The sequence below is a fragment of the Kribbella sp. CWNU-51 genome, assembly GCF_054073265.1.
In genome coordinates, this window is sequence record NZ_JBSXMZ010000020.1 from 25,897 (window position 1) to 37,946 (window position 12,050).

10 protein-coding genes are annotated in these 12,050 nt (G+C 69.2%); 4 read left to right on the forward strand and 6 right to left on the reverse strand.

Annotated elements, in window-relative coordinates:
• Window positions 1–15 precede the first annotated feature (15 nt).
• The 3 genes from ACXC9Q_RS21895 to ACXC9Q_RS21905 form a co-directional block, all read right to left on the reverse strand.
• Window positions 16–981: an RNA polymerase subunit sigma-70 gene (locus ACXC9Q_RS21895; RefSeq protein ID WP_457058478.1), complete on the reverse strand. Its 966-nt coding sequence runs from the start codon at window positions 979–981 to the stop codon at window positions 16–18.
• Window positions 978–1,391 carry a VOC family protein gene (locus tag ACXC9Q_RS21900; RefSeq protein WP_457058479.1) on the reverse strand — a complete coding sequence of 138 codons (414 nt, stop codon included), beginning with the start codon at window positions 1,389–1,391 and terminating at the stop codon, window positions 978–980. The genes ACXC9Q_RS21895 and ACXC9Q_RS21900 overlap by 4 nt, the downstream gene beginning before the upstream one ends.
• 76 nt (window positions 1,392–1,467) lie before the next feature.
• Window positions 1,468–2,490 (reverse strand): acetylxylan esterase, encoded by a 1,023-nt coding sequence (locus ACXC9Q_RS21905; protein WP_457058480.1) that lies wholly within the window; start codon window positions 2,488–2,490, stop codon window positions 1,468–1,470.
• A gap of 79 nt (window positions 2,491–2,569) precedes the next feature.
• Between ACXC9Q_RS21905 and ACXC9Q_RS21910 the strand changes: the two genes are divergently transcribed.
• Window positions 2,570–4,021 carry a sulfatase family protein gene (locus tag ACXC9Q_RS21910; protein ID WP_457058481.1) on the forward strand — a complete coding sequence of 484 codons (1,452 nt, stop codon included), beginning with the start codon at window positions 2,570–2,572 and terminating at the stop codon, window positions 4,019–4,021.
• Here the strand turns inward: ACXC9Q_RS21910 and ACXC9Q_RS21915 are convergent.
• Window positions 4,018–6,765 (reverse strand): helix-turn-helix transcriptional regulator, encoded by a 2,748-nt coding sequence (locus ACXC9Q_RS21915; protein ID WP_457058482.1) that lies wholly within the window; start codon window positions 6,763–6,765, stop codon window positions 4,018–4,020. The genes ACXC9Q_RS21910 and ACXC9Q_RS21915 overlap by 4 nt on opposite strands.
• A 154-nt stretch (window positions 6,766–6,919) precedes the next feature.
• Between ACXC9Q_RS21915 and ACXC9Q_RS21920 the strand changes: the two genes are divergently transcribed.
• The 3 genes from ACXC9Q_RS21920 to ACXC9Q_RS21930 are packed head-to-tail and all read left to right on the forward strand — an operon-like array spanning window position 6,920 to window position 9,902.
• A complete protein-coding gene (locus tag ACXC9Q_RS21920; protein WP_457058483.1) occupies window positions 6,920–7,777 on the forward strand; it encodes a DUF427 domain-containing protein in 858 nt (285 codons plus the stop codon).
• Window positions 7,774–9,483: an MOSC domain-containing protein gene (locus ACXC9Q_RS21925; RefSeq protein WP_457058485.1), complete on the forward strand. Its 1,710-nt coding sequence runs from the start codon at window positions 7,774–7,776 to the stop codon at window positions 9,481–9,483. The genes ACXC9Q_RS21920 and ACXC9Q_RS21925 overlap by 4 nt, the downstream gene beginning before the upstream one ends.
• The gene (locus ACXC9Q_RS21930; protein ID WP_457058486.1) at window positions 9,483–9,902 is read left to right on the forward strand and encodes a VOC family protein; all 420 of its coding nucleotides are present in this window, start codon (window positions 9,483–9,485) and stop codon (window positions 9,900–9,902) included. Before ACXC9Q_RS21925 ends, ACXC9Q_RS21930 begins: the two co-directional genes overlap by 1 nt.
• Before the next feature lie 33 nt (window positions 9,903–9,935).
• Here the strand turns inward: ACXC9Q_RS21930 and ACXC9Q_RS21935 are convergent, their stop codons facing one another.
• Window positions 9,936–10,997 (reverse strand): mandelate racemase/muconate lactonizing enzyme family protein, encoded by a 1,062-nt coding sequence (locus ACXC9Q_RS21935; protein WP_457058487.1) that lies wholly within the window; start codon window positions 10,995–10,997, stop codon window positions 9,936–9,938.
• Between the two features lie 3 nt (window positions 10,998–11,000).
• On the reverse strand, window positions 11,001–12,020 hold the full coding sequence (locus ACXC9Q_RS21940) for a DUF4037 domain-containing protein (RefSeq protein ID WP_457058488.1): 1,020 nt from the start codon (window positions 12,018–12,020) through the stop codon (window positions 11,001–11,003).
• Window positions 12,021–12,050 lie beyond the last annotated feature (30 nt).

The following is a 12,050-nucleotide window of genomic DNA, read 5'->3' on the forward strand; positions in this document are numbered from 1 at the left end:
AGACTAGGCCGTGCCTCAGGTCGTCAACCGGTCCGGCAGGCCGAAGGCCGGGAAACGGGAGTAGCCGAAGGTGATGATCTCGACGACCTTGCCGCCGCTGACCCGGAGCACGTCGAGCTTGAACGCCCGATACACCGTGTCCCCGGGCCGCAGCAGGTACGACGCCGCGGCCGGCAACCGGTTCGCCGACGTCGGCACCAGCCGCCACTCGCCGTCCCGGTCCGGACCGAACGCCCGCTCGAACAGCGGCAGGACGGCGGCCAGGCCGTCGAAGGTCAGCGGGTTCGGCGGCATCGACACGCGCAGGTCCTCGCCCGCGATCGCGATCGCCGCCGCGGCGTCACACCGCTCATGCGCGTCGATGAACCGATCCAGCACGTCGCGCTCCTCGGCGGTCGGCCGTGGCGCACTCCAGTCGGTACGACGAGCCGGCAACCGCTGCTGCATCGTCGCCCGCGCCCGCTGCAGTGCGGAGTTCGCCGCAGCCACACTGGTCTCGAGCAGTACGGCGGTCTCCGCAGCCGACCACCCGAGCACATCCCGCGCGATCAGGGCTGCTCGCTGACGCGCGGGCAATGCCTGCAGCGCGATCAGGAACGCCAGCTCGATCGTCTCCCGATCCACCGCGACGGCATCCGGCTCGTCGGCGGGTGCCGCGATCTCGTCGAGCATCCTGTCCGGGTACGGCTGCAACCACGAGACCTCCCCGGGTGACGCCGTACGCCGGGTGTGCCGTCGTACGACGTCCAGACAGACGTTGGTCGCGATCCGGTACAACCACGCGCGGAAGTAGGTCCGGCCGTCGTACCCGTCCCGTCCGCGCCAGGCCCGCAGCAGCGTCTCCTGGACGGCGTCCTCCGCATCGTCGAAGGACGCCAGCATCCGGTAACAGTGCACATGCAGTTCGCGCCGGTGCCGTGCGGCGAGGTCGGCGAACGCGGACTCGTCACCCGCGAACGCCAACTCCTCCAGCGTGCTCACTTGGTCTTCCCGACCTCCTGGACCGTCCAGCCATTGCCGTCCGGATCCGAGAAGCTGAGGAAGGTCTCGTAATCACTCCGGTTCGGACTCAGACCGGTCTGCTGTCCTTCGGCGGTGAAGTGGAACGGCTCGCTGACCTCGACCCCGCGCTCGACCAGCTCGGCCCGGGCCGCCTCGATGTCGTTCACCACCAGGTGCATGCCCTGGTAGGTCCCGGGCGCTGCCTTCGTCAGCCCGATGCCGATCGTGATCGAGCACGCCGACCCCGGCGGGGTCAGCTGCACCACGCGGAACGACTCCCCCACACTGTGGTCGACGTCCTCGTGGAACCCGAGCTGGTCGGTGTAGAACTTCTTCGCCCGGTCCACATCCGTTACCGGGACGATGACGAGTTCGAGCTTCCAGTCCATTGACGGCCTCCTGCGGTCGGGTCGGTCACAGTCTGACCGACGCATGTGACCGTGTAACGCCGCCCGCACCGGAAACTCATCGGTCCGTCGATGATTCCTTCGCGGCGAAGATGTTCGCGATCCAGTCGAGCTGGGCCAGCTGCTGGTAGGTCTGACCGCCCTCGTGCTCGTTGTAGCTGTAGACCTCGATGTCCTTGGCGACGTCAGGCCGGGCGCCGTAGTGGTTGTAGGCGGCGAAGACCGTGGACGGCGGGCAGATGGCGTCCATCAGCGCGACCGAGAACAGCGTGGGAGCCGTGGCCAGCCGGCCCAGGTTCACCCCGTCGAAGTAGCTGAGCGTCCGCAGCGCCGCGTCGACGTCGTGGCGGAACCCCTTCAGGTACCGGGTGATCTCGCCGTACGGATCCTCGTCGGTGATCTGCAGCGCCCGCTCGAAGTGGCACAGGAACGGTACGTCGGGGGCACAGCCGAGCAACTCGATCCCGGCCAGTCCGGCGAGCCCGGCCGCCGCGATCGCGATGCCGCCGCCCTGGCTGGCGCCGGTGACGATGATCTTGTCCGGGTCGACCAGCGGGGACGCCTTGGCGGCCTCGAGTGCGCGGACGGCGTCGATGAAGACGCGGCGGTAGTAGTAGGTCTCCGGGTCGGTGATGCCCGCGGTCATGAAGCCCGGGGTGTGGTTGAGACCGGCGTACGCGCTGTCGTCCGGCGTACCGCTGCCGCCGCCGGCGCTGTAGCCCTGACCGCGGGTGTCCATCACGAAGTGGGCGTAACCGGCCTGCGCCCACAGGTTCGTGACGTGCGGGAAGCCACGGCCGCCCGAGTAGCCGAAGTACTGCACGACCGTCGGGAGCGGACCGGTGGCACTGGCCGGCACGTGCAGCCAGCCCTTGACGGGCGCACCGCCGAAGCCGGCGAACGTGACGTCGTAGGTGTCGATCACGGCGAGCTTGTTGTCGATCGCGGTGAACGAGGCGGACAGGTCGTCGGTGCGCGCCTTCTCGATCGAGCGGCGCCAAAAATCGACCAGGTCGGCGGGTGCGGCCACCTCGGGCCGGTATGCGCGGAGCTTGTCGAGGGAAAGATCGAACATGGCCATGAGCAACAAACCTACGCCGAACCGGACGCCGGTGGTAAGCGATCTCCAATACCGGACAACTTCCCGCTAGGGTGAGCTGATGCCTGGTCCGAACATCGTCTTCGTCATGTCCGACGACCACGCCGCCCACGCGATCTCGGCGTACGGGAGCAAGGTCAACAGCACTCCGCACCTGGACCGGCTGGCTCAGGACGGGGTCCGGATGGATGCGACGTACTGCACCAACTCGATCTGCTCTCCGTCGCGGGCGTCGATCCTGACCGGCACCTACAGCCATATCAACGGGGTGGCGTCGATCTACACCGAGATCGACTACCGGGTGCCGACGTTCGTGGAGGTGCTGAAGGACAGCGGCTACCAGACCGCACTGTTCGGCAAGTGGCACCTCGGAGAGCGACCCGAGTCCGCGCCGCGGCACTTCGACGCGTGGCGGGTCTTCCCCGGGCAGGGCGAGTACGTCGATCCGCTGATGATCGGCCCGGACGGCGCCGGGATCGTACCCGGCTACGCGACCGACATCGTCACCGATCAGAGCATCGACTGGATCCGGCAGCGCGATCCGGACCGGCCGTTCCTGCTGCTGGTGCACCACAAGGCGCCGCACCGGCCGTGGGTTCCGGACGAGAAGCACAAGCATCTCTACCCGGTCGGATCGATCCCGGAGCCGGCCACACTGCTCGACGACTACTCCACCCGGAGCCAGGCGGTCCGCCGCGTGCGGATGTCGGTGGCGGACGACCTCGGTTCGGACGAGCTCGGCGAGGAACTGCCGGCCGAGCTGCGCGGCCCGGAGAACCGGGACGCGCGGATGCGGTGGAACTACCAGCGCTATCTGCGGGACTATCTGCAGTGCGTGCAGTCGATCGACGACAACGTCGGCCGGTTGCTGGACGTCCTCGATGACGAAGGGCTCCGCGACAACACGGTCGTCGTGTACACCTCCGATCAGGGGTTCTTCCTCGGTGAGCACGGGTGGTACGACAAGCGGCTGATGTTCGACGAGTCGCTGCAGATGCCGATGCTGATCCGCTGGCCCGCGGAGATTCCCGCCGGCAGCACCTGCGACGCGATGGTGACCAACGTGGACTTCGCCGCGACGTTCCTCGACATGGTCGGACTGGAGGCCGCGGTCGCACTGCCGACGTCCCAGGGCCGGAGCTTCTTGCCGTTGCTGCGCGGAACGGACCTTCCGGACTGGCCGTCCGCGATCTACTACCGGTACTGGGAGCATGACGACCCCAGTCACCACGCCCCAGCGCACTACGGCGTACGGACGAAGGAGTTCAAGCTCATCCACTACTACGGCGCGGGCCTCGGCGTACCGGGGTCGTCGGAGCGGATCTTCGCTGCGGAGTGGGAGCTGTACGACCTGCGCAACGATCCGGAGGAGCTGGTCAACGTTGCGGACGATCCGGCGTACGCCGAGACCCGTGCGGCGTTGACCGACCAGATTGCCGAGCTGCAGCGGCACTACGCGGACACGCCGTACACCGGCCCGTCGACGCCGCACCCGACGTGGCCGTGGAGCTAGCGGGGCAGCACCTGGTCGAGTTGGCTGCGGGAGGTGATGCCGAGCTTGGGGAAGACCTTGCGCAGGTGGTACTGGACCGTGCGGGCGCTGATGAACAGGCGGGTGGCGATCTCGGGGTTGGAGAGGCCGTCGCGGGCCATCCGGGCGATCTGCGCCTCCTGGGCGGTGAGCTCGCTCTGGGCGGGAACGACGCGCCTGCGGGCGGTCCCGCCGGCGGCCTGCAGTTCGCGGCGCGCCCGCTCGGCGAAGCCGGCCATCCCCATCGCCTCGAACCTCCCGTGCGCCGACTTCAGGTACTCGCGGGCATCGGTACGCCGTCGTTCGCGGCGCAGCCACTCACCGTAGAGCAGGTGGGCTCGGGCGAAGTCCACCTTGAGCCGAGTCTTCTCCAGGTGCCCGATCGCCTCTCGGTAGAGGCGCTCGGCCGTGTCGCCGGCACTGAGCAGCGCCTGGGATCGAGCGTGCACCCCGAGCACCCAGTCGGTGCCGGTCGCAGCGGCCATCTCGCCGAGCCGCAGGCCGGCGCGGTGCGCGGCGTCGATCGCCCCGGTGCGTACCGCGGCCTCGACCAGCTCACTCTGCGCGAGCATCATCGACAGTGCGTCTCGGCGATCCTCGAGGGCCCGGGCCGCCGCCTCGGCCGCGTCCTGGTACCGGCCGAGACCGTTGCCGAGGACAGCGGTCGCCCATTCGGCGAACACGATCCCGATCCCCTCGCCGCGCCGGCTTCCGTCCTGTTTGGTGGCCTCGACCAGTGCGAGGGTCTCGGACCGATCGCCGCGGAAGGCGGCCAGCGCCAGCCGGCCGTACGGCGCGAGGTTGCCGCCAGTCGCCTCGTTGGCCGCCTGGACCTCGTCGGTCAACGTCGCCGCGGCGGTCAGGTCCCCCGCGAACACACACACGTAGGCGAGTGAGGTCAGTGCCAGGGCGACGTTGCTCAGGACTCCGGTCTCACGGGCGAGCTGCACGTGCCGTCTGGACAGCTGCTCCCAGCGATCCGCGTCCCAGAGGCGCAGCGATGTCGTGGTCGCCATCCACAGCAGCTGTAGCTCCTCCTCGACCGACAGGCCGGTGCCAAACCCGGCCAGTGCCTTGTGCAACAGCTGTGCTCCCGCCGCGTAGCCATCCCGGAAGTACAGCGCGGTGCCGTCGAGCAGGAGGTCCGACGGGCGCTCGAGGGTAGGCCGCGGCGCGTCTGCCGCCGCGCGGGCCACGTCGATCACGTCCCCGCCGGGCGTCGCCAGGCCGCCGGCGAAGATCGCTGCCGAGAGCGCATCCAGGTACGTCGCCCGCGACAGCGCGGCGTCGATGGTCTCCAGCCGCTTGGCCGCCTTGAGCATCAGCTGCGGCGCGTCGTTGCCACGGTTGGTGACGAAGGCGAGTTGCGCGCGGATCAGCTCGGCCCGGGCGCGCTGCAGCTCGGTGAGCTGCTCTGCCTCGGCCATGGCCAGCAGGTCCGCGGCCGATTCGAAGGCACCGGCCTGCATCTCGGCCTGCGCGGCCGCCAGAGCCCGGCCCGCTCGCTTCGCCGGGTCGAGCGTCAGTGCCGCCGAGCGCTGCAGGAACGCGGCGGTCGCGGCGAAGCCACTCCGTGCCTGCGCTCGCGCGGCCGACCGTTCGAGCTCTGCCGCGATCTCCTCGTCGGGTCCGGCGGCGGCCTGGGCCCGGTGCCAGGCCCGTCGATCCGGATCGACCTCGGCATCGATGACCTCGGCCAGGGCCTGATGCACCTGACGCCGCTCCACGGCCGACGCCGAGCGGTACGCCGCTGACCGCACGAGCGGGTGCCGGAATCGGATCCGGGTCGCGAACTCCGCCAGTCCGGCGTCGGTCGCCGGGGCCGCCGCCTCCGGACGGATCCCGAGTCGTGCGGCTGCTCGTCGTACCAGGACGTCGTCGCCGGACGGGTCGGCCGCGGCGAGGACCAGGAGTCGCCGGGTCTCGTCCGGCATGGCGGTGACCCGGCGTACGAAGCTCTCCTCGATGTCACCCGCGCCCGGCAGCCCGAACCCGCCGGCCAGCTGCGCCGGAGTCAACCCCTGTGGCAGCTCCAGCAGGGCGAGTGGGTTGCCATGTGCCTCGGCCACCAGCTGATCCCGCACCTGCGCGTCGATCGGTCCGGCCAGTACGGCGTCCAGGAGCAGCCGCGCGTCCGTGTCGTGCAGACCGTCGATCGGGAACTCAGGCACGCCCGCGAGGACCTGGCCGACGTCTCTTGTCGCGAAGATCAGCCCGACGGACTCGGCGCCCAGCCGGCGCGCCACGAACGCGAGGATCTGCGCCGAGCACCGGTCCAGCCACTGCTGGTCGTCGACCAGGCACACCAGTGGCTGCCGCTCCGCCGCCTCGGACAGCAGGCTCAACACCGCCAGACCGATCAGGAACATATCGGGCGGTGGGCCGGCGCTGATGCCGAACACAGTCCGCAATGCCTCGCACTGCGGTGCCGGTAGCTTCCCGAGAAGATCCAGCGCCGGCGCGCACAACTGGTGCAGACCAGCAAAGGCCAGCTCCATCTCCGACTGCACGCCCGAGGCGCGCGTCACCCGGCAGTCGTGCGCCTGTTCGGCCAGGTAGTCGAGCAGTGCGGTCTTGCCGACTCCGGCTTCGCCGTGCAGGACCAGCGCCCGGCTCTCCCCGGACCGCACCGCCCCGATCACCTGGTCGAGGACGCCGCACTCCGCGTGGCGGCCGGTCAGTTCCACCGCGCGCCGCCACCCGAGCAGATCCGCAGGCCCGTGCACGAATTCACGCTATCCCTTGCCGGCGCCTGGCGAAGATGGCCAGCCACTGGCGGATGCCAAGCCGTAAGACCTGACCGCACGCTCCTCCTATGACTCTGAAGAACAAGCACCTCGCACCGCGGCCGCGAACCACCGATACGAGCGGAGTCGAGTGATGGGGCTTTCCTGGCAACAAGGACCGCTGGCCACGGGTGCCGTCGGCCGATTCCTGGTTCCGGTCGAGCTGCCCGAGCGGATGCTGTTCGCCGAACCGCTGCGGCGGCGGATGCGGGTCCGGTTCGGCGACACCTGGATCGCCGACAGTGAGGACGTCGTACTGCTGCATGAACCGGCGCGGTATCCGGTGGCGTACTTCCCACTCGGTGACGTCGTGGCCGACGTACTCGCGGCCGAGGAGCGCACGACCAGGCACAAGGACCTCGGCGTCACGTCGTGGTACACCGTGAGCGCGGGCGAGAGCACCAAGGCGCGCGCGGCCTGGCAGCACATCGAGCTCCCGGACCACGCGAGCGAGCTGAAAGGACGGGTCGCGTTCGCCTGGCGGGCGATGGACGCGTTCTACGAGGAGGACGAGCGGATCGTCGGGCACGCCGCCGACGCCTACCACCGGATCGACATCCGGCAGACCAGCCGCCACCTCGTCGTCCGCGCCGGCGACCAGGTCGTCGCCGACTCGTCGCGCCCACTGGTGCTCTACGAGTCGGGGTTCGCGCCGCGGTGGTACGTGCCGCGTGCGGACGTGGACGCGGAGGCGTTGACACCGGTCGAGGGTCAGACATTCTGTCCCTACAAAGGATTGTGCAGCTACTACGACATCGGCGACGCGCGCGGCGCCGCGTGGGGGTACGAGGACGCTTGGACCGAGGTACGGCGGATCTCCGGGATGGTCTCGTTCGAGCCGGACAAGATCGAGGTCGAGCTCGACGGACGGCGGCTGCGGCAGGAACCTGGTCAGAGTGTGATCTCACACGGCATCGACCGTGACCTGACTGTGGAGGAGCTCTCCGGATGACCACTGCCACTGTGCTCTCGGTGAACGTCGGCCTACCGAAGAACGTCTCGTGGAACGGCAAGACCGTTTTCACAGGCGTCTGGAAGGAGCAGGTCGACGGTCCGGTGATGGCACGGCGGCTGAACCTCGACGGCGACGGCCAGGGCGACACCGCCGGTCACGGCGGTGAGCAGCGGGCGGTGTTCGTCTACCAGATCGAGTCGTACCACCACTGGGAACGGCACTTCGGCCGGGACGACTTCGTGTACGGGCAGTTCGGGGAGAACCTGACGGTCGACGGGTTGCCGGACGACGAGGTGTGCATCGGCGACCGGTACCGGATCGGCGAGGCGGAGTTCGAGGTGACGCAGCCACGCGTCACCTGCTACCGGGTCGGGCTGCGGATGGGCGAGCCGGAGCTGCCGGCTCTGCTCGTCGCGCACCACCGGCCGGGGTTCTACTTCCGGGTGATCACCGAGGGCCGGGTCGAGGCCGGCGACGCGATCGTCAAGACGAGGACCGGTCCGGGCACGTTGAGCGTCGCCGACACCGACGCTCTGCTCTATCTCCCGCATCGAGACCTCGACGGTGTGCGCCGTGCCCTGGAGATCCCGGCCCTCAGCCCCGGCTGGCAGGGGTCGTTCCGCGAACTCCTGGAGGCTGATGCGACCGGCGCGGGGACGTTCACGGCAGCGGGGACATCGGTGGCGACACCGCCCGCCTGGGAGGGGTTCCGTGCGTTGCGGGTGACCGACGTGGTCACCGAAACCCCTTCCGTCTCCTCGATCCGGCTGGCGGCGACCGACGGCATGGACCTGCCTGCGGCCCGGCCGGGCCAGTATCTGACGTTCCGGTTGCCGGACGCCGGACAGCCGGTCCCGGTGCGCAGCTACTCGCTGTCCTCCACGCCCGGGACCGGCAGCTACCGGATCAGCGTCAAACACGAGCCGCACGGGATCGCGAGCGGCTACCTGACCAGCCGGCTGCGGCCCGGCGCCGTACTGGAGGTTGCCGCGCCGCGAGGCGAGTTCGTGCTCGAGGACGGCACCGAGCCGGTCGTGCTCGTGTCGGCCGGTATCGGGGTCACGCCCGTCATGGCGATGCTGCATGCGCTTGCGGCCGCGCGCAGTACTCGCGAAATCTGGTGGATCTACACCGCCCGCGGACCAGCAGAACACCCCCTTGCCGCGGAAGCGAACGACGTGCTGGGAACGTTGCCGCATGTCCATGAGCACGTCTACTACAGCTCATCCGGCGGGCGGCTCACCAAGGAGAAGCTGGTCGACCTGGCGCTCCCGGTCGATGCGACGGCGTACATCTGCGGCCCGGTCGCGTTCATGACGGACATGCGCGAGGCGTTGACCGCCGTGGGGATCGAGCGGATCCACACCGAGCTGTTCAGTGCATTGCCGTCGACCAACCCGGGCGTCGTCAACCAGACGCTGCGTCCGCCCCACCAACCTGCCGAGCTCGGCACCGGGCCGCTGGTGACGTTCGCCCGCAGCGGCCTCTCGACGCCCGGTGGCGACGGCAGTCTGCTCGACCTGGCCGACGCCTGCGACGTCCCGACGCGCTTCAGTTGCCGCACCGGCGTGTGCCAGACGTGCGTGACGCCGTTGCTGTCCGGCGAGGTCGCCTACTCCCCCACTCCGCTGGAGACGCCTCCGGACGGCCAGATCCTCATCTGCTGTTCTCGCCCCACCACCGACACAGTCCTGGACATGTAATGGAATTCAAGCTCGAAGTTCTTACGCTGCCTGTTCGCGACGTCGACGCCGCGAAGGCGTTCTACACCTCGCTCGGCTTCCACCTCGACGTGGACTATCACCCGCGCGACGGCTTCCGCGTCGTACAGCTGACCCCGCCCGGGTCGGCCTGCTCGATCCAATTCGGCGATGGCCTGACTGACGCCGCGCCGGGATCGGCGCGCGCGAACTATCTCGTCGTGCCGGACATCGAGGCCGCGCACGCGGATTTGGTTGCCCGGGGCATCAAGGTCGGGGACATCCGGCACAAGACGCCGATCGACACCTGGGCCGGCGACTTCGCGCCGGGGCCGGATCCGGACCGGCGCTCGTACGCGAGCCTGGCCGAGCTCGCCGACCCGGACGGGAACACCTGGACGCTGCAGGAGATCCGCCGCTGATGACCCTCACCCGGGTCATCGAGCAAACGTTGGCTACGGCAACTTGATGCCGAATCCGGGCTGCTCCGACAGCGTGACGTAACCGTCCGCCAGCGTGTAGCCGTCGCCGTCGGTCCCCTCGGTGTGGCCGGGGACGCCTTCGACGATAGGGATGTTGCCGAGTCCGGCGGCGAGGTGAGCGGCGTACAGGGTCTTTAGGGGTAGGCCCCAGGCGTGCGGGGAGGCTGCAGTGGACGCGTCGACGAGGCGTGGCATCGTCCGCCGCCACGCGGTGAGGCCGTGGCCGGTGACGTCCATCAGCGCGATGTCCAGGAGCCCTTCCTGCGCGAGCCTGACGATGTGCTCCTCGTCCGGATCGAACTCGCCGTCCGCGATCTTCGGCCCGGACGTGCCGAGCAGTTCACGGAGGAAACGGAAGTCCTCCCAGCGCTCGGCGAACGGCTCCTCGATCCAGTAGAGCCGGCAGTCCCCGACCGCGTCGAGGTACGCCGTCAGCGTGTTCACCGTGTAGCCGTCGTTCGGGTCCACCAGGATCTCGGCGTCCGGGTAGAGCTCGCGAGCCAGCCGGGTCACCTCGATGTCCCGCTCGAGCCCGGCCTGCGGGTCCATCCAGCGGTACCCGCGTCCGAGCTTCAGCTTGAAGTCGCGGAACCCGAGGTCGTGGTCCTGGCGAAGGTTCGCCCGGATCACCTCGATCCCCTCCGCCGCATCGAGATCGTCGAAGTAGATGCCGCCGCTGTAGCACCGGACCCGCGGAGTGCCCGCGGACCCGAGCATCGCGTAGACGGGCACCTCCAGGATCCGCGCCGCCAGATCGTGCAGCGGATAGTCGAGGAACTCGGCCGCGGGGTCGATCACGCCTCGATCCGGGTCGATCAGCTCGGCCAGATTCCGGCCCACGAGTCGCGCCGGATCTCCGGCGGACAAGGGAAGTCCCCAGCCGGTGGCTCCACGATCCGTCTCCACGACGTACGCCGTCGCCGTCCCACCACTGCCGTGATCACCACGGAACGAGTTGCGCCCGACGGAGCGGACGTACCGGTAGCCGATCTCCGCGGTTGTGACAGCTCTGATGACATGCCTGGCAAGTGTCATCGTTCAACGATAGAGACCGACCAGCCGACGGTACGCGCCCGGAGCACTCAGGACGTCGGTGTTGTCGGCGAACTGATCGATCGCTCCGAACCGCCCGAGCCTCGTCAGCCGCGGATCCGTGACCGTGGCGAGGCACGCGTCGACGAACCGCGAAGCCCCCAGCACCATCGCGGGCCGGTCGAAATACGGCCGTGGTGACGGGTCGATCGCGTCGGTGATCCCCAGGGCGTTGTGCCGACGTGCGAGCAGTTTGTACGCCGTGACGAGGGCGTGTTCCCGCTGACCGAAGTCGTCGGCGGCGACCACCCCCGCCAGCGCCTGGTCCAGCCCGTCCTCGTGCCCCAACCGGGCGAACGCCGTACCGAACCATTTGGAGTACGGCGCATAGGTCCGCGACTGCAGGAAGGCCAGCCGCATCACGTCCCGCACCAGCCGCCCGGCCACGATCCGCGACCCCAGCTCGTCGCCAACCTCGTGGGTGCGCTGGACGAACGCCTCTTCCTGCGCGATGCGAGACCACTGACACGCGAGCAGCCAGCGCCACACCTCATCCGGATACCAAGCGAGGGCCTGACGGACCGCCTCCAGCCGGCCGTCGTCGGCGTAGACGCGCCCGGCAACCACTCCGAGAATCTGCTGCTGTGGAGTGACCAGCCAATCCTCGAGGCCGATCCCCCGCGAGGCATCGAACCCCAACTGTCCGCGCAGCCAATCCCCCAGCGTCGCGACCGTCACATGGTGTCCCGGCTCCCGACCGTCCCATCCGAAGCGGACAGCGAACCCCTGATACTCCTCCGGCAGCCGAGTCTCTACGAGCGCTCGCACCCGCTCGACCTCTCCCGCATCCACCAGCACCACTACCCGCGGGCCCCACCCATGATCCGTCGACCGCTCGGTGTCGTAGCCCAGCACGTCCGACCCCCACCCCAGAAGCCCCGCCGCGTACCCGACCTCGCCCACCAACGGCGCGATCACCTCGGCGTGAAAACCAACCCCCAGCTCCCCCGCACCCCGAAACTCCACCTTTGCCTCCTCAAACAGCTCGGCGTAGCA

Coding starts and splice junctions, on each gene's coding strand:
- ACXC9Q_RS21925 (WP_457058485.1), top strand. CDS start 7,774: ATGACCACTGCCACTGTGCTCTCGGTGAACGTCGGCCTACCGAAGAAC.
- ACXC9Q_RS21900 (WP_457058479.1), bottom strand. CDS start 1,391: ATGGACTGGAAGCTCGAACTCGTCATCGTCCCGGTAACGGATGTGGAC.
- ACXC9Q_RS21935 (WP_457058487.1), bottom strand. CDS start 10,997: ATGACACTTGCCAGGCATGTCATCAGAGCTGTCACAACCGCGGAGATC.
- ACXC9Q_RS21920 (WP_457058483.1), top strand. CDS start 6,920: ATGGGGCTTTCCTGGCAACAAGGACCGCTGGCCACGGGTGCCGTCGGC.
- ACXC9Q_RS21910 (WP_457058481.1), top strand. CDS start 2,570: ATGCCTGGTCCGAACATCGTCTTCGTCATGTCCGACGACCACGCCGCC.
- ACXC9Q_RS21930 (WP_457058486.1), top strand. CDS start 9,483: ATGGAATTCAAGCTCGAAGTTCTTACGCTGCCTGTTCGCGACGTCGAC.
- ACXC9Q_RS21905 (WP_457058480.1), bottom strand. CDS start 2,490: ATGGCCATGTTCGATCTTTCCCTCGACAAGCTCCGCGCATACCGGCCC.